The organism is Pseudomonas fluorescens (genome assembly GCF_003732425.1).
Classification (GTDB): Bacteria; Pseudomonadota; Gammaproteobacteria; order Pseudomonadales; family Pseudomonadaceae; genus Aquipseudomonas; species Aquipseudomonas fluorescens_BE.
In genome coordinates this window covers 633,119-651,203 of sequence record NZ_MOBX01000014.1, presented here as the reverse complement: position 1 = coordinate 651,203, position 18,085 = coordinate 633,119, and the positions used below count along the sequence as shown (strand labels likewise).

16 protein-coding genes are annotated in these 18,085 nt (G+C 59.0%); 11 read left to right on the top strand and 5 right to left on the bottom strand.

Annotation, left to right across the window (positions count from 1 at the left end):
• Window positions 1-113 precede the first annotated feature (113 nt).
• The gene (locus tag BK670_RS20145; protein ID WP_123452288.1) at window positions 114-2,396 is read left to right on the top strand and encodes a putative bifunctional diguanylate cyclase/phosphodiesterase; all 2,283 of its coding nucleotides are present in this window, start codon (window positions 114-116) and stop codon (window positions 2,394-2,396) included.
• Here BK670_RS20145 and BK670_RS20140 read toward each other — a convergent pair.
• Window positions 2,287-3,183 carry an NAD(P)-dependent oxidoreductase gene (locus BK670_RS20140; RefSeq protein WP_185036799.1) on the bottom strand — a complete coding sequence of 299 codons (897 nt, stop codon included), beginning with the start codon at window positions 3,181-3,183 and terminating at the stop codon, window positions 2,287-2,289. The two genes, BK670_RS20145 and BK670_RS20140, sit on opposite strands and share 110 nt — an antisense overlap.
• Before the next feature lie 194 nt (window positions 3,184-3,377).
• On the opposite strand from BK670_RS20140, the gene BK670_RS20135 reads away from it, so the two are divergent.
• On the top strand, window positions 3,378-5,576 hold the full coding sequence (locus BK670_RS20135; RefSeq protein ID WP_123452287.1) for a hypothetical protein: 2,199 nt from the start codon (window positions 3,378-3,380) through the stop codon (window positions 5,574-5,576).
• 279 nt (window positions 5,577-5,855) lie between these two features.
• Here the strand turns inward: BK670_RS20135 and BK670_RS20130 are convergent, their stop codons facing one another.
• Window positions 5,856-6,176 carry a DUF2288 domain-containing protein gene (locus tag BK670_RS20130; protein WP_123452286.1) on the bottom strand — a complete coding sequence of 107 codons (321 nt, stop codon included), beginning with the start codon at window positions 6,174-6,176 and terminating at the stop codon, window positions 5,856-5,858.
• A 352-nt stretch (window positions 6,177-6,528) separates the two neighbouring features.
• On the opposite strand from BK670_RS20130, the gene BK670_RS20125 reads away from it, so the two are divergent.
• The 5 genes from BK670_RS20125 (at window position 6,529) to BK670_RS20105 (ending at window position 11,529) form a co-directional block, all read left to right on the top strand.
• Window positions 6,529-7,656 (top strand): branched-chain amino acid ABC transporter substrate-binding protein, encoded by a 1,128-nt coding sequence (locus tag BK670_RS20125; RefSeq protein WP_123452283.1) that lies wholly within the window; start codon window positions 6,529-6,531, stop codon window positions 7,654-7,656.
• Between the two features lie 230 nt (window positions 7,657-7,886).
• Entirely contained in the window at window positions 7,887-8,810 is a 924-nt protein-coding gene (livH, locus tag BK670_RS20120) for a high-affinity branched-chain amino acid ABC transporter permease LivH (protein WP_008082254.1), read from the top strand.
• Complete coding sequence (locus BK670_RS20115) at window positions 8,807-10,063, top strand: high-affinity branched-chain amino acid ABC transporter permease LivM (protein ID WP_123452281.1); 1,257 nt, start codon at window positions 8,807-8,809, stop codon at window positions 10,061-10,063. The genes livH and BK670_RS20115 overlap by 4 nt, the downstream gene beginning before the upstream one ends.
• A complete protein-coding gene (livG, locus tag BK670_RS20110; RefSeq protein ID WP_077571419.1) occupies window positions 10,060-10,827 on the top strand; it encodes a high-affinity branched-chain amino acid ABC transporter ATP-binding protein LivG in 768 nt (255 codons plus the stop codon). Before BK670_RS20115 ends, livG begins: the two co-directional genes overlap by 4 nt.
• Window positions 10,828-11,529 carry an ABC transporter ATP-binding protein gene (locus BK670_RS20105; protein ID WP_008082262.1) on the top strand — a complete coding sequence of 234 codons (702 nt, stop codon included), beginning with the start codon at window positions 10,828-10,830 and terminating at the stop codon, window positions 11,527-11,529.
• A 186-nt stretch (window positions 11,530-11,715) separates the two neighbouring features.
• Here BK670_RS20105 and BK670_RS20100 read toward each other — a convergent pair whose 3' ends face one another.
• Together BK670_RS20100 and BK670_RS20095 are read right to left on the bottom strand one after the other, a co-directional pair.
• Window positions 11,716-12,954 (bottom strand): DUF2599 domain-containing protein, encoded by a 1,239-nt coding sequence (locus BK670_RS20100; protein ID WP_123452279.1) that lies wholly within the window; start codon window positions 12,952-12,954, stop codon window positions 11,716-11,718.
• 33 nt (window positions 12,955-12,987) lie between these two features.
• The gene (locus tag BK670_RS20095; RefSeq protein WP_259697580.1) at window positions 12,988-14,304 is read right to left on the bottom strand and encodes a DUF2599 domain-containing protein; all 1,317 of its coding nucleotides are present in this window, start codon (window positions 14,302-14,304) and stop codon (window positions 12,988-12,990) included.
• 387 nt (window positions 14,305-14,691) lie between these two features.
• On the opposite strand from BK670_RS20095, the gene BK670_RS20090 reads away from it, so the two are divergent.
• The 4 genes from BK670_RS20090 to BK670_RS20075 are packed head-to-tail and all read left to right on the top strand — an operon-like array spanning window position 14,692 to window position 17,135.
• Window positions 14,692-14,994 (top strand): BufA1 family periplasmic bufferin-type metallophore, encoded by a 303-nt coding sequence (locus BK670_RS20090; RefSeq protein WP_123452275.1) that lies wholly within the window; start codon window positions 14,692-14,694, stop codon window positions 14,992-14,994.
• Window positions 14,995-15,019: 25 nt separating this feature from the next.
• Window positions 15,020-15,907, top strand: a complete 888-nt coding sequence (gene bufB, locus BK670_RS20085) for an MNIO family bufferin maturase (RefSeq protein WP_123452273.1) — start codon at window positions 15,020-15,022, stop codon at window positions 15,905-15,907.
• Entirely contained in the window at window positions 15,904-16,662 is a 759-nt protein-coding gene (locus BK670_RS20080; protein WP_123452271.1) for an HvfC/BufC N-terminal domain-containing protein, read from the top strand. The genes bufB and BK670_RS20080 overlap by 4 nt, the downstream gene beginning before the upstream one ends.
• Window positions 16,659-17,135 (top strand): DoxX family protein, encoded by a 477-nt coding sequence (locus tag BK670_RS20075; RefSeq protein WP_123452269.1) that lies wholly within the window; start codon window positions 16,659-16,661, stop codon window positions 17,133-17,135. Before BK670_RS20080 ends, BK670_RS20075 begins: the two co-directional genes overlap by 4 nt.
• 21 nt (window positions 17,136-17,156) lie before the next feature.
• Here BK670_RS20075 and BK670_RS20070 read toward each other — a convergent pair whose 3' ends face one another.
• Complete coding sequence (locus BK670_RS20070; RefSeq protein ID WP_123452267.1) at window positions 17,157-18,071, bottom strand: LysR family transcriptional regulator; 915 nt, start codon at window positions 18,069-18,071, stop codon at window positions 17,157-17,159.
• Between the last annotated feature and the right edge of the window lie 14 nt (window positions 18,072-18,085).

The following is an 18,085-nucleotide window of genomic DNA, read 5'->3' as shown; positions in this document are numbered from 1 at the left end:
ATCATTAGCGCCAATGTGCCACTACCGCTTGCACCCCGAAATCGGCCTCTATACTCCTGACATTCAACTGCGTTCAACGCGCACTCGGGACGACTTCAGAGACGGGGCATGCTATGGAGTGGCTTGGTTTGCAGTTTGTTGCCGAGCTGCCGGCGAGCGGGCGGGTTCTCCTCGATTGCAGTCACAACCCTCTCCTGGTGATGGTGGCGTATCTGGTCGCCTGCGCAGCCAGTTTCGCCACCCTGGATATGGCTGAGCGCGTGGTACATGCCGAAGATCCGGGGTCGCGGCGAATTTGGCGCTGGATCGGCGCGACCTGCCTGGCCGGCGGCATCTGGGCCATGCATTTCATCGGCATGCTGGCTTTTCAGACACCGATCGACATTCAGTACGACCTCGGCATCACCCTTTTCTCGTTGCTGATCGCCCTGCTCGCCTCTTGGCTGGCCATGCAAACCCTGAGCGAAGTGCAGCCGAGTGCGTTGCATTGCTTGAAAACCGCGTTTTTCATCGGCCTGGGCATCGCCGGCATGCATTACGTTGGCATGGCGGCCATGAAGTCGAGCGCCACCGCCTACTATCATCCAGGACTGTTCGCGCTGTCGGTGGCGATCGCCATCGGCGCCAGTTTCTCCGCGCTGTGGGTGGCCCGCTATCTGAGCGAAGGCAGGGGCGTGGCGCATCAGTTGCTCAAGTACAGCGCTGCGCTGATTCTCGGCGCCGGCATCATCAGCATGCATTTCACCGGCATGGCTGCGCTGGATCTGGTTCTTCCCGAGGGAGACCTGACAGCGAGCGGCGGCGATAACGGGCATCTGCAACTGGGCCTGACCGTGGCGCTGATCATCCTGCTGATCCTTGGCAGTGCGATCAGTGCGGCGCTGGCCGACAAGAAACTGCAGAACAAGGAAGAGGACCTGCGTCGCGTCAACGCCCTGCTTAGCCAGCTCGATCAGGCGCGCGCGTCGCTGCAACAAGCGGCCAACTACGATGCCCTGACCAACCTGATCAACCGTCGCGGGTTCAATCAGATCTTTGCCGAAAAGCTCAGCCAGAAGACCACCGAGGGCGGCATGCTCGCGGTGATGTTTCTCGACATCGACCACTTCAAACGGATCAACGACAGCCTCGGCCATGACGCCGGTGACGAGTTGCTCAAGGTCATCGCCAATCACATCAAAGGCTCGGTGCGCAGCCATGAAGACGTGGTCGCGCGTTTCGGCGGCGACGAGTTCTGCATCCTCATCAACCTGCGTGACCGCGAAGAAGCCCGCAATATGGCCCAGCGCATCATGCTCAAGATGAAAGAGCCAATCGAACTGGCTGGACGCCGCATGGTGATGACCACCAGCATTGGCATCAGCCTGTTTCCGGAAGATGGCAGCACCTGCGAGGAACTGCTCAAACACGCCGATCTGGCGCTGTATCAATCCAAAGGCGCGGGGCGCAACGGCCTGCATTTTTTCAGTTCCAACCTCAAGACCCGCGCCAGCTTCGAGCTGCAACTGGAAGAAGAATTGCGCCACGCCTTGCGCGAAGAAAACGGCCTGACGCTGTATTACCAACCGATCTTCGAACTGAAGACTGGCCGCGTCACCAAACTCGAAGCGCTGATCCGCTGGCAGCATCCGCTGCACGGTTTACTGACCCCGGATCGCTTTATCTCCATCGCCGAAAACAACGGCCTGATTGCCGAGCTGGATAATTGGGTGCTGCGCCGGGCCTGCAAGGATCTGGGTGAATTGTCGCGGCATGGCTGCGAAGAACTGAAAATTGCCTGGAACTGCTCACCACTCAACCTCACCCGGGAGGAACTGGCCAACGAAATCGAAAGCGCATTACGCAGCGCCGGGGTGGCGCCGGAACGGCTGGAGCTGGAAGTCACCGAGAATGCGCTGATGGGCAACATCGCCAACACCCTGGTACTGCTGCGCCAGATCCGCGCGCTTGGCGTCTCACTGTCGATTGACGACTTCGGCACCGGCTATTCCTCGCTGGCCTACCTCAAGCGCCTGCCGCTCAACACCCTGAAGATCGACCGCTCGTTCATCCTCGACATTCCCACGGCGACCGCCGACATGGAGATCGTCCAGGCGATCATCGTCATGGCGCACACCCTGCATTTACAGGTGGTGACCGAGGGCGTGGAAAGCCTGGAGCAGTACGAATTCCTTGAACGCTCGGGCTGCGATTTCATTCAGGGTTACCTGCTCAGCCGCCCGGTGCCGCTGGACGAGCTGCGTCCGGTGCTGGAAGAAATCAATCAGCGCAAGCATTCACACGCGGTCAATCCGCTGATTCTGGCGCGCGGTACATTTGCACCAGTGTCGCTGGATCCTGCGCCAAAAAGCCTTGCGCCCCATGCAGGCGCATCAGTTGTGCGGCCAATCCGCTGATTGGCGTCGCCGAGCCCTGTTCGCGGGAGAATTTGACGGCGGTGTCGAGATCCTTGAGCAGCGTGCGCACGTGCCATTTGATCGGTTCGAAACGGCTTTCAGCCATTTGCGGGGCGAGGATCTGCAACGGTTTGGAGTCGGCAAAACCACCGGCCAGCGCTTCGGCGATCAGGCTCGCATCGACCCCCGCTTGTTCGGCGAGCGCCACCACCTCGGCAATCACCAGCGCGTTGCAGGCGACGATCATCTGATTGCAGGCCTTGGTCACCTGCCCCGCGCCGATGCCGCCCATGTGCGTGACGCGTTGTCCGAGGTTGAGCAGCACCGGACGTACGCGCTGAAGATCGGCCGCAGCGCCACCAACCATGATCGCCAGGCTGCCCGCCTCGGCACCCACCACGCCGCCGGACACCGGTGAGTCCAGCCAGCTCATGCCGGTTTTCTCCACCAGCTCTGCCGCCATCTCGCGAGTGGCCGTCGGCTCAAGGCTGGAAAAGTCCACCAGCAACTGGCCGTTTTTCGCGCCTTCGGCGATACCTTCAGCGCCAAAAACCACTTCGCGCACCACCGCCGTGTCGGCCAGACACAGCATCACCACGTCGGCGTGTTCGCACAGTTCAGCGGGGCTCACGACCTGTCGCGCGCCGGCTTCGACCAGTGGCGCGCACTTGTCCGGGTTGCGATTCCAAACGGTCAGCGGATAACCCGCCGCCAACAGGCGCCGGCACATGGGCAGGCCCATCAGCCCGATTCCGGCGAACCCCAACGAAGGTAGCGTTGACATCATTTTGCCTCTTTTCCATTAAAGATCGCCGAATAATGGCCGATTCATCAACGATCAGGAAAGGATTCCCCCCAGCGATAGTCAGGCCAAAACCCTGGCGCTCGGGCTCAATTCGCGCACAAAGACGCGAGATCTTATTCCGTGAGGTTCGCAGGCATTGGCCAGCGAGCCAACCCAGTCCAGGTATATGGCGCACAATGACTTCTAAAAACAATCCCGCCACTGCGGTGTCCGATCTGACTTTGAGCCCCGCCGCCAACAGCCCGTCACCGTCAAAGCCATTGCTCCCGTCGCGCCCGCTGTCGACCCAGCAATACCTGTACTTCACCGAAACCAATACCGACCGCATCCTCGACAACCTCGACGGTTTGCGTGATCTGGTGTTCCCGCGCCCGCCACACCTGGAAGGCGACAACGAACAGCACAGCGATCAGGAATTTCCCTCGGTGTGCCTGATCGGCCTCGGTCGCTGCGGCTCGAACATCGCCCTCGACGTCGCGGAGTTGGTGTACAACGCGCGCAAGTTCTACCTCAACGAATTCAACAACGAAGACCGTGCGGCTGATCGCCGACTGGCTGACAAGGGCTACAGCCCGGCGCAGTGGATCAAGCAAAACCTGCGGATCGGCCCGAACAAATCGACCAAACCGGTGTTTCTGGTCGAACCGCTGGTGATGCTCGGCGACCTCGACAAGGACATCGCCGGGCGCATCCGTTTTTCGCGCAAGGGCGAGAAAAGCGGCTTCCTGCGCGACTACAGCAAAATGAAGATCATGGACTTGTCCGAAGTCCACGCCGGTGGCGCCGGTAACGCGCCGATCCTCGGCCAGTACCTGGCGAAGATCATCCTCAACAAGGACACCCAGCGCTTCTCCAGCCCTGACTGGAAAATGATCCACTCGTACCTGATCGACAGCTGCGGCATCAAGGCCAACCAGTCGCGCCTGTATTTCTCGATCTTCAGTGCCGGCGGCGGAACCGGTTCCGGCATGGCCTCGGAATTCGGCCTGGCCCAGCAGCACTCGTACATGAATAAGACGTTCGACACCAAACCGATGGACGAGCATGACGGCAAGAGCGGGCATTCGTTCGTCTTCGAACCGATCTTCACCAGCGGCATCTGCGTACTGCCGAACATTTCCGATCACCGCAGCGAAATGTCCGAGGCGCTGCACATCAACGCCGGGCGCCTGCTGTGCAAATACCTCTCGGAAGAATGGGATTTCTCCTACAACTTCGCCAACGAAGACAGCAGCGAAGCCAGCGTCATGGGGCGTATTCGCCCATGGAACGCGATGATGCTGATCTCCAACGACATCATGCGTTACGCCGAAGAGAGCGATGACGGCAACATCCAGAACATTGATGTCAATGCCATGGAGAAGCACGCCAACCAATACATCTCGCAGCAGATCTTCAACATTCTGACCGCGCAGGCAGTCACCACTGACTACGACCAGAACTACTTCCGCCGCGCCGGCATCGACATCGGCGAAACCATTCGCCTCGACGCCAACGACCTGTTCATGAGTCTGGCCGGCCCGGTGGCGATCGCCTACGCCGAATCGGTGGTGCCGGAAACCCCGCCGCCAAGCAGCGACAAGTTCAAGGTGTTCGACAAAGAACCGCAGCGCCTGAACATCGACGACCTGTTCTTCCGCTCGATCGACCTGCCGCACTTCAACAAAGTCACCCAGGCGATCGAAGGCATCAGCCTGCTGCCGATCGAGTCCAAGCGTTATCGCGCGTCGCTTGAGCAGTACAAGAATTCCGGCTACGACGCTGCCGCGCTGCACGACCTGCACTTCTTCAAGAACTGCTCGTCGGTGGTCTCGATCGTCTCGCTGCCGAAAGACTACAAGCTGTCGTACATGGACCTGAACCGGTTGAAGACCCACCTCAACAGCCTGTTCCCCAACACCACGCTCAAGCGTTACGCGCTGGTAATCGGCGCCTCGGCCAACCTCTCGCTGACCACGCTAATCGCCAAGAGCCCGTGCCTGTCGGACGACTTCCTGACCCTGATCGTGGCGTTTATCAAGCGCTGCTTCGCGAAGAACCCGTATCGTTTCGACGAGACCCTCGACAACTCGATCCTCGATTTCATCATCAACGAAGAATTCGACGAAGACCGCATCGATGACCTGCTCAACGAATTCGAAAACCCGGCAAAAATCCTCGATACCAACTGGTACGCGATCAAACCGATGTACGAGAAAAAGTACCGCGAACTGATCAATGACAAAGAAAAGTTTGTCTCGATCAACGACATTCGTCTGTCGCGGGATTGCGTGAAGAAGTCGATCAAGTACTTGCGCGAGATTTACCGTCACCGGATTGGCAAGACCAAGGTTATTTCCCTCAATAACCATACCGGCAAGTCGTTCTCGGTCTGATCCAGAACCGAGTCGCCCCATTCGCGAGCAGGCTCGCTCCCACATTGGAATGCATTCCCCTGTGGGAGCGAGCCTGCTCGCGAAGAGGCCTTCAAATTCACTGAAGATTTCAGCCTTTCCAATATCCAGAAACAATTAAGCAGCCGTTAGGCTGCTTACTAAACTGTTCCCGTTACGTTTACGTCACCGTGATGCCACCCGCGCTTGTGGTGTTTCTCTACGGCAACGTGCCATCACGCTACTCCGCTACACACTTTCCGCTGACGACCGGTCGCACCATCAAGGTGCAGCGTCAGAAGCGACTGCCCTTTCCTGGATCAGAATCCACGGCGAAACCACCACTGCCCAGAGTTGCGGATCACGTTCAAAAAGATCCAGCGCCCGCGTTTCAGACAGCTTGGCGACCTTGTCTTCGGCCAGCCAGGCAGCCACTTTCTCGCCCTCATCCGACGCCACGGCCTCGGCGGCAGCGATCAAATCAAGCAGCGGGTCGACCCACAATAGGGCACCCTTGGCGAAGAACGGCTCCAACTCTTTCCAGGTAATAGATGCGGTTTCACCAAGCAGCTTGGCATAGAGGGTGCTAGGTTCTTGATTCATGGGTGCTGTCCGGAAAAGAAATCGACGCGAATAATAACGTCGGTGGTCCGTCAGCAAAACCCGGTTGCAAATGGCTGCACCGAACGAAAAGAGCAGGAACGCCAGGGAATGCTGCTGATTGGGCTATATGCCCACGAACGTCCCGCCGCAATTCTGTCTTTTTCATTCAAAAATGCGACACCCCCAAGTTTTGCCCCTCGGCGCCCGCTTCCCAGGCTGACAACCGGCGCTCTACACTGTACCGGTACAGTTGCCGGGGGCATTTCCGGAGGGTATCGCAAAGATATCTGACCCGGTTCTGCTGCTACGGCGCCAGAACTCAAAAAAATTACAACAGTAAGAGTGGAGCACTATGACTAAGGCTACTAAGCAGATTTCCAAACTGTTTGCCGCTATGGTTCTGGCCGGGGTTGCCAGCCATTCGTTCGCAGCTGACACCATCAAAATCGGTATCGCCGGTCCCAAGACCGGTCCAGTAGCCCAGTACGGCGACATGCAGTTCAGTGGCGCAAAAATGGCCATCGAACAAATCAACGCCAAGGGCGGCGTCGACGGCAAGAAACTCGAAGCCGTTGAATACGACGATGCCTGCGATCCAAAACAAGCGGTAGCGGTCGCGAACAAGGTCGTCAACGACGGCGTCAAGTTCGTGGTCGGTCACCTGTGCTCCAGCTCTACTCAACCGGCTTCGGACATCTACGAAGACGAAGGCGTGATCATGATCACCCCGGCTGCCACCAGCCCGGACATCACCGCCCGTGGTTACAAAATGGTCTTCCGTACCATCGGTCTGGACAGCGCCCAGGGCCCTGCCGCCGGTAACTACATTGCCGATCACGTGAAACCGAAAATCGTTGCTGTGCTGCACGACAAGCAACAATACGGTGAAGGCATCGCCACCGCCGTTAAAGCCACCCTCGAGAAGAAAGGCACCAAAGTTGCCGTGTTCGAAGGCGTCAACGCCGGCGACAAGGACTTCTCCTCGATCATCGCCAAACTCAAGCAAGCCAACGTCGACTTCGTTTACTACGGCGGCTACCACCCGGAGCTGGGTCTGATCCTGCGTCAGTCCGCTGAAAAAGGCCTGAAAGCCAAGTTCATGGGTCCGGAAGGCGTGGGTAACGACTCCATTTCGCAGATCGCCAAAGACGCTTCCGAAGGTCTGCTGGTAACCCTGCCGAAATCCTTCGACCAGGATCCAGCGAACGTTGCCCTGGCTGATGCATTCAAGGCGAAGAAAGAAGATCCGAGCGGCCCGTTCGTGTTCCCTTCCTACTCGGCGGTTGAAGTGATTGCCGGCGGTATCACCGCAGCCAAATCCGAAGACCCGGCCAAAGTGGCTGAAGCCATTCACGCCGGCACCTTCAAAACCCCGACTGGCGACCTGAGCTTCGACGCCAAGGGCGACCTGAAGGACTTCAAATTTGTGGTTTACGAGTGGCACTTCGGCAAACCAAAAACTGAAGCTTCACCTCAGTAAGGCGCGCCCTGACTGACTGCCAATAAAGCCCACGGCGTGCCGTGGGCTTTGTTTTACGAATGTATGGGCCGCGCTGGCGTGATCCGCCAGTCTCCCCACCTGAAAATCTCAAAACCGTCATCAGCGGTTCGCTGGCAAAACCCGGATTCGAAGTGGATAGAGATCCACGGGGCCGGGCGGGAAAATGACTCCACCAGTGAAATGCGTATCAGGTTTTTAGGAGCGCTGTAATGCCTGACCTCTATCACTTCTTCCAACAGCTGGTTAATGGCCTGACCATTGGCAGCACGTATGCCCTGATTGCCATCGGCTATACGATGGTTTACGGCATCATTGGAATGATCAACTTCGCCCACGGCGAGGTCTACATGATCGGTTCCTACGTGGCGTTCATCGCCATCGCCGGGCTGGCCATGATGGGAATCGACAACGTCCCGCTGTTGATGACCGCAGCCTTCATCGCGAGCATCGTTGTCACCAGTTCGTACGGCTACAGCATCGAACGGATCGCCTACCGCCCCCTGCGCGGCAGCAACCGTCTGATCCCGCTGATCTCCGCCATCGGTATGTCGATCTTCCTGCAGAACACGGTTCTGCTGGCGCAAGACTCCAAGGACAAATCCATCCCCAACCTGATCCCCGGGAACATTTCCTTCGGGCCAGGTGGTGCACATGAAGTGCTGATTTCCTACATGCAAATCGTGGTGTTCGTGGTGACCCTGATCGCCATGCTCGGCCTGACGCTGTTCATCTCCCGTTCTCGCCTGGGTCGCGCCTGCCGCGCCTGCGCCGAAGACATCAAGATGGCCAACCTGCTCGGCATCAACACCAACAACATCATCGCCCTGACCTTCGTCATTGGTGCTGCGCTGGCGGCCATCGCGGCTGTGCTGCTGAGCATGCAATACGGGGTGATCAACCCGAACGCCGGTTTCCTCGTCGGCCTCAAAGCCTTCACCGCTGCGGTACTCGGCGGCATCGGCAGCATCCCCGGCGCCATGCTCGGCGGGTTGGTGCTTGGGGTGGCGGAAGCCTTTGGTGCCGATATCTTCGGCGACCAGTACAAGGACGTCGTGGCTTTCGGCTTATTGGTTCTGGTGCTGTTGTTCCGTCCGACCGGCATTCTGGGCCGTCCGGAGGTTGAGAAAGTATGACTAGGAATCTTAAACAGGCACTGTTCAGTGCCTTGCTGGTGTGGGCCGTGGCCTACCCGGTACTCGGTCTGAAACTGACCATCGTCGGCATCAACCTCGAAGTGCACAACACCAGCCCGATGATTCTGGCGACCATCGCCATCTGCTCGGTGTTGATGTTCCTGCGGGTGCTGTTCAACCAGCAAATCAGCAAGGCGTGGAACTCTTCGCCAGGCTTGCCGCTGATCCCGGCCAAAGCCAGCAACTTCCTGACCCTGCCGACCACCCAACGCTACTTCATCATTGCGCTGATCATCGGTGCCCTGGTATGGCCGTTCTTCGGTTCGCGTGGCGCGGTGGATATCGCGACGCTGATCCTGATCTACGTGATGCTCGGCCTCGGCCTGAACATCGTCGTCGGTCTGGCCGGTCTGCTCGACCTCGGTTACGTCGGCTTCTACGCCGTCGGCGCCTACAGCTACGCGCTGCTGTCGCACTACTACGGCCTGAGCTTCTGGATCTGCCTGCCGATTGCCGGCCTGATGGCGGCGACGTTCGGCTTCCTGCTGGGCTTCCCGGTGTTGCGTTTGCGCGGTGACTATCTGGCGATCGTGACCCTCGGTTTCGGCGAGATCATCCGGCTGTTCCTGCGTAACCTGACCGACATCACTGGCGGTCCGAACGGCATCAGCAACATCGAGAAACCGACGTTCTTCGGCCTGACCTTCGAACGCAAAGCCGCAGAAGGTCTGCAAACCTTCCACGAATACTTCGGCCTCGAATACAACTCGATCAACAAGGTGATTTTCCTCTACCTGGTGGCGTTGTTGCTGGCACTGGCGGCGCTGTTCATCATCAACCGTCTGCTGCGCATGCCGATTGGCCGTGCGTGGGAAGCGCTGCGTGAAGATGAAATCGCCTGCCGCGCCCTGGGCCTGAATCCGACCGTGATCAAGCTGTCGGCCTTCACCCTCGGGGCGAGCTTCGCCGGTTTCGCCGGTAGCTTCTTCGCCGCCCGTCAGGGTCTGGTGACCCCGGAGTCGTTCACCTTCATCGAGTCGGCGATCATCCTCGCCATTGTGGTGCTGGGTGGCATGGGCTCGCAGTTGGGTGTGATTCTGGCTGCCGTGGTGATGATCCTGTTGCCGGAAATGATGCGTGAGTTCAGCGAGTACCGCATGTTGATGTTCGGTGCCCTGATGGTGTTGATGATGATCTGGCGTCCACAAGGTCTGCTGCCGATGCAACGCCCACACATGGAGTTGCGAAAATGAGCCGCGAGATCCTTAAAGTCGAAAACCTGAGCATGCGCTTCGGCGGCTTGCTGGCGGTCAACGGCGTGGCCCTGACCGTCAAAGAGAAACAAGTGGTTGCACTGATCGGCCCGAACGGCGCCGGCAAGACCACCGTGTTCAACTGCCTGACCGGTTTCTATCAGCCCACCGGCGGCAGCATCCTGCTGGACGGCGAGCCGATTCAGGGCCTGCCGGGCCACAAGATCGCCCTCAAAGGCGTGGTGCGCACCTTCCAGAACGTGCGCCTGTTCAAGGACATGACGGCGGTCGAGAACCTGTTGATCGCCCAGCATCGTCACCTGAACACCAACTTCCTGGCCGGTCTGTTCAAGACCCCGGCGTTCCGCAAAAGCGAGCGCGAGGCCATGGAGTTTGCCGAGTACTGGCTGGAAAAGGTCAATCTCAAGGAGTTCGCCAACCGTACCGCCGGCACCCTGGCCTACGGTCAGCAACGGCGTCTGGAAATCGCTCGCTGCATGATGACCCGTCCGCGGATCCTCATGCTCGACGAACCGGCGGCCGGCCTGAACCCGAAGGAAACCGAAGACCTCAAGGCGCTGATCAGCGTGCTGCGCGAAGAGCACAATGTGACCGTGCTGCTGATCGAACACGACATGAAACTGGTCATGAGCATTTCCGACCACATCGTCGTGATCAACCAGGGCACGCCTCTGGCCGATGGCACACCGGAACAGATCCGCGACAATCCTGAAGTGATCAAAGCCTACCTGGGGGAAGCGTAAATGCTGCAGTTCGAAAACGTTTCCACCTTCTACGGCAAGATCCAGGCCCTGCACAGCGTCAACGTCGAAGTCCGTCAGGGCGAGATCGTGACCCTGATCGGCGCCAACGGTGCCGGCAAGTCGACGCTGCTGATGACGCTTTGCGGTTCGCCGCAGGCGCACAGCGGCAGCATCCGCTACATGGGTGAGGAACTGGTCGGCCAGGACTCGTCGCAGATCATGCGCAAGAGCATCGCCGTGGTGCCGGAAGGTCGTCGGGTGTTTGCCCGTCTGACCGTTGAAGAAAACCTGTCGATGGGCGGCTTCTTCACCGACAAGGGCGACTATCAGGAACAAATGGACAAGGTTCTCGGCCTGTTCCCGCGTCTGAAAGAACGCTTCAACCAGCGCGGCGGCACCATGTCCGGCGGCGAACAGCAGATGCTCGCCATCGGCCGTGCGCTGATGAGCAAGCCGAAGCTGCTGCTGCTCGACGAGCCGTCGCTGGGCCTGGCACCGATCATCATCCAGCAGATTTTCGACATCATCGAAATGCTGCGCAAGGACGGTGTGACGGTGTTCCTGGTCGAGCAGAACGCCAACCAGGCGCTAAAAATCGCCGACCGTGCGTACGTTCTGGAGAACGGCCGTGTGGTCATGCAAGGCACCGGTGAAGCGCTGCTGACTGACCCGAAAGTACGCGAGGCGTACCTCGGCGGTTGATGCATTTCACCCCACAAAAAAACGGCCTTCGGGCCGTTTTTTTTATGCGCCAATCCTGAATTCAACATAAGCCCCCTGTGGGAGCGAGCCTGCTCGCGAAAGCGGTGTGTCATTCAGCAAATGTGCTGACTGACACTCCCTCTTCGCGAACAGGTCGCTCCCACAGGGGAGAGTTATAGCAATCGCTTAGTACGGATTGCAGTGCTGCGCCACCGCCGTCGCTTGATCGACATAAGGCCGTGCCGGCTCAAGGTTCCACTCAGGCTTGTTGCGCACCGGCTTGCCGTCGTAGACAGCCGCCAGATGACAGACCATCTGCCGACGCAGCGACCCGCCATTGATGCTGTACTGCCGCCACTGCTGATCGTCTTTGTGTTTGTTGTACAGCTCGGCAAACATCCGGTCGGTCTGGTCATCCTTGATCGCGCGTCCGCACGCGGTCGGCACCACCGAGAGCGACCAGGTGTTCGGCCCCAGCTTCGGATCGGGACGTTGTACCCAGGTGCTCGACTCGATGTACTTCTCGCAGAATTTCGGTTCTGTCGGCGTCGCGGTCTGGATACACGAGAAACTGGCCTTGGCCACCGGCGTTTTCGGGAAGTCGATCTTGATGATGTTGCGGTCCTTGCCGGTCTTGGCCTTGTAGTCCTTTTGATTGGCCAGCGCGTCATTCAAGCCGCGCTGATCGCTGTAGAAAAACGCCAGAATCGGAAGTTCATCGGTTTTCGGATTGCCCAGACGCAGTTCCGTCTGGGTCTGGAACTCGTGGCTGTTGATGACTTTGCGCGCGCCCATGAAATTGCGAAAGGCGTCGACCCGCTCCTTGCTGCTCATCGGATTGCGCATATTGAAGCCACACTGCAACTGGTCCTGCTGTCGGTTGTTGTTGAACTGAGTGAAATGCGCAACCCAGGCATTCGGACTGGTGATCAATGGTTTCATCGCCTGGCAAACGGCTTCTGCCGGCGCGGTGTTCTTGTTGTCGCCACAACCACGGTCATTGCGAAAGTCGGTCCAGGCGTCATTGGGAAAGGCACAGTAAACGTGCACCGGCGTCTCGGGGTCGCGCACCAGATCCCTTGGTGTGATGAGGTAGCCGTTCTGCGTGCTCATGCCGGGGTCTTCATAACTGATGCCGTCGGCGCGCATGAAGGAAGCGGCAAACGTCCCCAACTCCAAGGCTTTCGGGCTAGGATTCCACACGTCCCATTTTTGCCCCTTCGCCGGATCCGCCCGGTGCGTGCCCCGCACCAGCAGCCCGGAACAGTCGGAGGCGGGATCCTGGCCGCAACTGTCGACGGTCTTGTTGTACAACGTTTCGACCTTTTTCAGCGTCTCGTCGCATGACTCGGCATGGGCCCAGGTGGCCTGCACCAGCAGGGGCAACATCAGCAACGGCGCGATCCTGTTCAAGCGTTTTTTCATGGCTTGCATCTCCTTGATTAGCCAAACACACCTTCAACGCGGGACCGGATTGCAGCCCGCTGCTCGAGTCTCGCTGTCCGACAAGGCCGGGCGAAACGGCTCGAGATTCCATGGCGTCTTGGCGCGGTAATTGACCAGGACGCAGCTCAATTGCTGACGCATGCTGCCGACGGATTTTTCATTGTCGCGCCAGTTGCTGTCGGCGCCTTTGAGGGCGAACAACTGCTCGTACATCACCCCGATTTGTTCGTTGGGTAATGCTCGACCTGCCGCTGTGGGCACCACACTCAAGCTCCACTCATCCTTGCGCGTGCCGGGGTCGTAACGCTTGATCCAGTTGGCCGAGGCGATGTAGCTGGGCGCAGGCGCAGCGGGGGGCGGCTGCACGCCGCCAATCATCATCGACTCGATTGCCTGATCAGCGGCGACATAACTGAAACGCTGCTCGGGCGGCTTGGTGAAGTCCAGGCGCAGGATCGGCACGCTGTAGCCTTGGGCGTGGAGTTTCTTCTGAAAGGTGCGGGCGCTGTTCAGGCCGTTTTCCGGCTTCGGTGGCGCCTGATCTCCGCGCGTGGCGAAGTTCTGCGTGCTGTTGACGTTGTAGATAACGGCATCGATGTACTTCATGTTTTCGCTGCCGTCGTTGGTCGCGGTGGCATTCTTCAACATGAACTCGTTGACCTGCGCACTGAAGGCGAAAGGGTCTTTATTGGTGGTGTTCGGCCGCGACTCGTGAACCCGGATCATCGCTTTCCAGTCGCTGGGTTTTTCCGCGTTCCACGAGCACTGACCATATTGGATCGGGCCCTTCATCAACCCGGTGTATTTCTGTGTCCACTGCTCAGCGGTGCTGACCCCGGCTTCCGCACACGTGCCGTACGCCAGCGCGGCATTGCGATTGTTCATCGCAGCTTGAGCGGCGCGCGGCGGCTCACGGCTGTCGAAGAAACCGCAGCCATACCACTTGCGCTCAGGCCCGGTGCCGCCATCGAAGGCGTAGATGCAGGTGAATCCCTGCTCCTTGACCGGCAACTTCAGCGCCGCCGCATCGGTGGGCGTGCGCAGGATGAAACCGGCCGGGTGGATAAGAATGCGCGTGCTCAGATCCTTGCGGATCCATGAATAGGAGGTCGCACCAATCTTGATCGCATAGGGGCTGTAATCCCATGGATTGAACGGCCCGTCGTTGACCATGCGCAAGGTCACGCCGCTGCAATAGTAGAGGCCCCGCGCGGCACCGGTGTCGGGTTCCTGGCAGGCGTCCTTGAGGGTGTTGTAGTTGAGGTTGATGCGCTTGAGCGTTTCCTGCGGATCGGAAACTGTCTGGGCAGCCGCCGAACTGAACCACAAGGGAAATGCGCAGGCCAGGGCAAAAGATAAAATCCGGCGCGAAAGCACAGCACAGTCTGAGCGATCCTTTTTCATGAGATACCGTCCTGGTAAATCGGCCCGGGCAAAGGGGCCTTCGAGTTGACTATAGAACACGCGTGACAGAGTGGAAAAAACCGGTGAGGTGGATTCCCCCAGTAGGAGCTGCCGAAGGCTGCGATCTTTTGACTTTGATTGTTAAAACAGAATCAAGATCGAAAGATCGCAGCCTTCGGCAGCTCCTACAAGGTTTTGCATTTTTTCTGAAAAATTTCGGCTCGGCTGTAACGCATCGCAGTGAGCTTTCTCTAGTGGGGTAAGCAAGCACAAAGCGCTTGTAAAAACCCTGACCAAGACTGGAGAAACATCATGACTGCTACCACCCGCACCCTGACCGCCACCGCCCTGGTTCTGGCCCTCGGTTCTGCCGTGAGCATCGCCGCCGTCTCCACCGCCCACGCCGCCGACGACATGGAAAAATGCTTCGGCGTGGCGATGAAAGGCAAAAACGATTGCGCCGCCGGTGCAGGCACTACCTGTGCCGGCACGTCGAAAATGGACTATCAGGCCAATGCCTGGAAGCTCGTACCGAAAGGCACCTGCGCCACCACTGAGAGCAAGACTTCGCCGACCGGTTTCGGCCAGATGGAAGCGTTCAAAGCCAAGTCCTGATCGGCGACCTGCCTGAGTGACGATCATGTTTACAGCCAATCACCCTGCCCTCCCCGCCACTCAGGCCGCCCTGCTCGGGCTCCCGCCCCGTGCCGGGCTGGGGCTCAAGACCGGGCACTTTCGTGAAGTGCTCGGCTCACAACCGGACATCGGGTTCTTCGAAGTCCACGCCGAAAACTACATGGTCGCCGGCGGTCCTTTTCATCATTTTCTCGGTTTGATCCGCGAACAGTATCCGCTGTCGTTGCACGGTGTCGGTTTGTCCATCGGCGCTGAAGGGCCGCTGGATCAACAGCACCTCAAACGACTGGCAGCGCTGATTCAGCGCTATCAACCACAATCCTTTTCCGAACACCTGGCGTGGTCGAGCCACGGCCCGGTGTTTCTCAACGACCTGCTGCCGCTGGCCTATGACACGCCGACGCTGAAGCGGGTCTGCGAACACATTGATCAGGTACAGAACAGCCTCAAGCAGTCAATGCTGCTGGAGAATCCGGCGACGTATCTGGGCTTCCATCACTCGACGTTCGACGAAGCGGAGTTCATCAGCGAAGTCATCCGTCGCAGCGGCTGTGGTCTGTTGCTCGACGTAAACAACGTCTATGTCTCGTGCGTCAATCATCAGCGTGATCCGCTGGCCTATCTCAATGCCCTGCCACTGCATGCCGTCGGTGAGATTCATCTGGCCGGTTTTGCCGAAGATAGCGACAGCCTCGGTGATCGTTTACTGATCGACGATCACGGCGCGCCGATTGATCAAGCGGTCTGGAGTTTGTACCGGCACGTACTGCAACGCGTCGGCCCGGTGGCGACGTTGATCGAGCGCGACAATCAAGTGCCGGCGTTCGAGGTGCTACTGGCGGAAGCTCAGCAAGCTGATGCGCTGTTGCTGGATGCTGGAGGACGCACATGAGCACTCAACGCGCTTTCGCTGCCGCGCTTATCGACACGCGGCTGCCCTGCCCGGAAGGTCTGTGCAGCGCCAACGGTGCCGATCCGGCGAGCCGTTTTGCGGTGTATCGCAACAATGTGCAGGGCTCACTGATCAATGCGCTGGGCGACAGCTATCCGGTGGTGGCGCAATTGGTGGGCGAAGAATTCTTCCGTGCCATGGCGGCCATTTTCGTCCAACAGCAACCGCCGCAAAGTCCGTTGATGAGCCGCTACGGCGAAGCATTTGCGCACTTCATTGCAGCGTTTGAGCCGGCCAGCGGCGTGCCTTATCTGGCAGACGTGGCGCGCCTTGAGCACCTGCGCACCCTCGCCTACCACGCGGCTGACGCCCTGCCCGTGTGCCCGGAAAAGATCACGGCAGCACTGGCTGATGCGCAGACGCTGAGTGAACTGCGCCTCCAATTGCATCCGTCCCTGCACCTGCTCGACTCAGCCTATGCCGTGGTTGCGATCTGGGGCGCACATCAGCACGACGCATCACTTGCGGGCATCAGCCTTGATCAAGGCCAGCACGCCCTGATCCTGCGCAACGGCCTGGACGTCGAGGTGTTCGCCCTCGAACCCGGCGCCAGTGTGTTTATCCGCAACCTGATCGATGGCCAGCCACTGCTGGCAGCGGCTGAAAACAGTGCTGAGTTCGACCTCGCGCAAACCCTCGGTTTGCTGATCGCGCGCAACGCCATCACTCATTTGAAGAACAAGGAACTGCCATGAAAACGCTCATCACCCGCGCCATCACATTGCTGGAGCACATTCCTCACAGCCTGATCGCCCTTATTGCGCGGTTCTCGATTGCCGCAGTGTTCTGGAAGTCCGGACAGACCAAGGTCGAGGGGCTGGCCATTGATTTGATCGACGGCACTTTTCAGCTCGGCTGGCCACGTCTGGCCGACTCGACGATTCCGCTGTTTCAAAGCGAATACCACGTGCCGCTGCTGTCGCCGGAGCTAGCCGCGCACTTGGCGGCGTTCGCCGAGCACTGCTTTCCGGTGTTGATCCTGATTGGCTTCGCCACACGGTTTTCGGCGCTGGCATTGTTGGGCATGACGCTGACCATTCAACTGTTTGTGTATCCGGATGCCTATCCGACTCACGGCACCTGGGCAGCGGTGTTGCTGTACCTGATGGCGACCGGGCCGGGCAAATTGTCGATCGATCACCTGATCGCACGTCGTTTCGCAAAATAAACAAAATCCTTGTGGGAGCGATCAGCGCTGAAGGCGATCCAGCGCCTCGCCGCTGCGCTTGAACCAGCCGATCAGATAATCCGCGAGCACCTGCGTGCGTTTCGGCAAACCGCCCTGATACGGATGCACCAGATACATCGGCATGCGCCGGGTCTGAAAGTCGCGCAGGAGCCAGCGCAATCGGCCGTCAGCCAATTCTGCCTGCAGCAAATAGGAAGGCAGTCGCGCGATGCCGGCGCCACTGAGCGCGGCCTTCTTGAGGAGGTTGTAATGGTTGCTGGCAAACGGTCCTGACACGCGCACCCGCAGCAATTCATGCTGCTGGTGATACAGCCATTCCTCGCGCCCGCTGTAGTGGCTGTTGAGCAAACAGCGATGCTCGGCCAGTGCCTGCGGCGTCTGCGGTTCACCGAAGCGCTCAAGATAAGCCGGACTCGCGCAGGTCATTTCCTGCCATGCGAGCAACGGTTTGGCCACCAGTCGCTGGTCATTGGCCACCTCGCTGCGGATCCCCAAATCAAAGCCGTCCCGGGACAGATCACGGTAACTGTTGTTCAGCTCCAGCTCGATCTGCACCTCGGGGTATTGATGCGAGAATTCCAGCAACAAACCCTCGAAGAAGGTTTCCCCTAGTGACACCGGCACGGTCACTCGTACTGGTCCGGCCATATCGTCCTTTAACCGCGCCAGGGCCTGACGCGCCCTTTCCACCTGGACTACCAGCGCCTGCGCCTGCGGCAACAACGCAGCGCCGGCGGCAGTCAGGCTCAAGCGCCGGGTGGTGCGTTGCAGCAACACCACGGAGAACTGCGCTTCGAGCTGGCTGATGCGTTTGGACAACTGGCCCTTGCTGCAGCCCAACTGCTGCGCCGCCAAAGTGAAACTGCCCGCTTCGATCAACACCGCGAACGCCGCCAGATCATCCATTTCGCTCATGGATTGTTTCCAAT

Excerpts from the sequence above, each read along its gene's own strand:
- BK670_RS20145 (WP_123452288.1), top strand. The coding sequence starts at position 114 with ATGGAGTGGCTTGGTTTGCAGTTTGTTGCCGAGCTGCCGGCGAGCGGG.
- BK670_RS20140 (WP_185036799.1), bottom strand. The coding sequence starts at position 3,183 with ATGATGTCAACGCTACCTTCGTTGGGGTTCGCCGGAATCGGGCTGATG.
- BK670_RS20135 (WP_123452287.1), top strand. The coding sequence starts at position 3,378 with ATGACTTCTAAAAACAATCCCGCCACTGCGGTGTCCGATCTGACTTTG.
- BK670_RS20130 (WP_123452286.1), bottom strand. The coding sequence starts at position 6,176 with ATGAATCAAGAACCTAGCACCCTCTATGCCAAGCTGCTTGGTGAAACC.
- BK670_RS20125 (WP_123452283.1), top strand. The coding sequence starts at position 6,529 with ATGACTAAGGCTACTAAGCAGATTTCCAAACTGTTTGCCGCTATGGTT.
- livH (WP_008082254.1), top strand. The coding sequence starts at position 7,887 with ATGCCTGACCTCTATCACTTCTTCCAACAGCTGGTTAATGGCCTGACC.
- BK670_RS20115 (WP_123452281.1), top strand. The coding sequence starts at position 8,807 with ATGACTAGGAATCTTAAACAGGCACTGTTCAGTGCCTTGCTGGTGTGG.
- livG (WP_077571419.1), top strand. The coding sequence starts at position 10,060 with ATGAGCCGCGAGATCCTTAAAGTCGAAAACCTGAGCATGCGCTTCGGC.
- BK670_RS20105 (WP_008082262.1), top strand. The coding sequence starts at position 10,828 with ATGCTGCAGTTCGAAAACGTTTCCACCTTCTACGGCAAGATCCAGGCC.
- BK670_RS20100 (WP_123452279.1), bottom strand. The coding sequence starts at position 12,954 with ATGAAAAAACGCTTGAACAGGATCGCGCCGTTGCTGATGTTGCCCCTG.
- BK670_RS20090 (WP_123452275.1), top strand. The coding sequence starts at position 14,692 with ATGACTGCTACCACCCGCACCCTGACCGCCACCGCCCTGGTTCTGGCC.
- bufB (WP_123452273.1), top strand. The coding sequence starts at position 15,020 with ATGTTTACAGCCAATCACCCTGCCCTCCCCGCCACTCAGGCCGCCCTG.
- BK670_RS20080 (WP_123452271.1), top strand. The coding sequence starts at position 15,904 with ATGAGCACTCAACGCGCTTTCGCTGCCGCGCTTATCGACACGCGGCTG.
- BK670_RS20075 (WP_123452269.1), top strand. The coding sequence starts at position 16,659 with ATGAAAACGCTCATCACCCGCGCCATCACATTGCTGGAGCACATTCCT.
- BK670_RS20070 (WP_123452267.1), bottom strand. The coding sequence starts at position 18,071 with ATGAGCGAAATGGATGATCTGGCGGCGTTCGCGGTGTTGATCGAAGCG.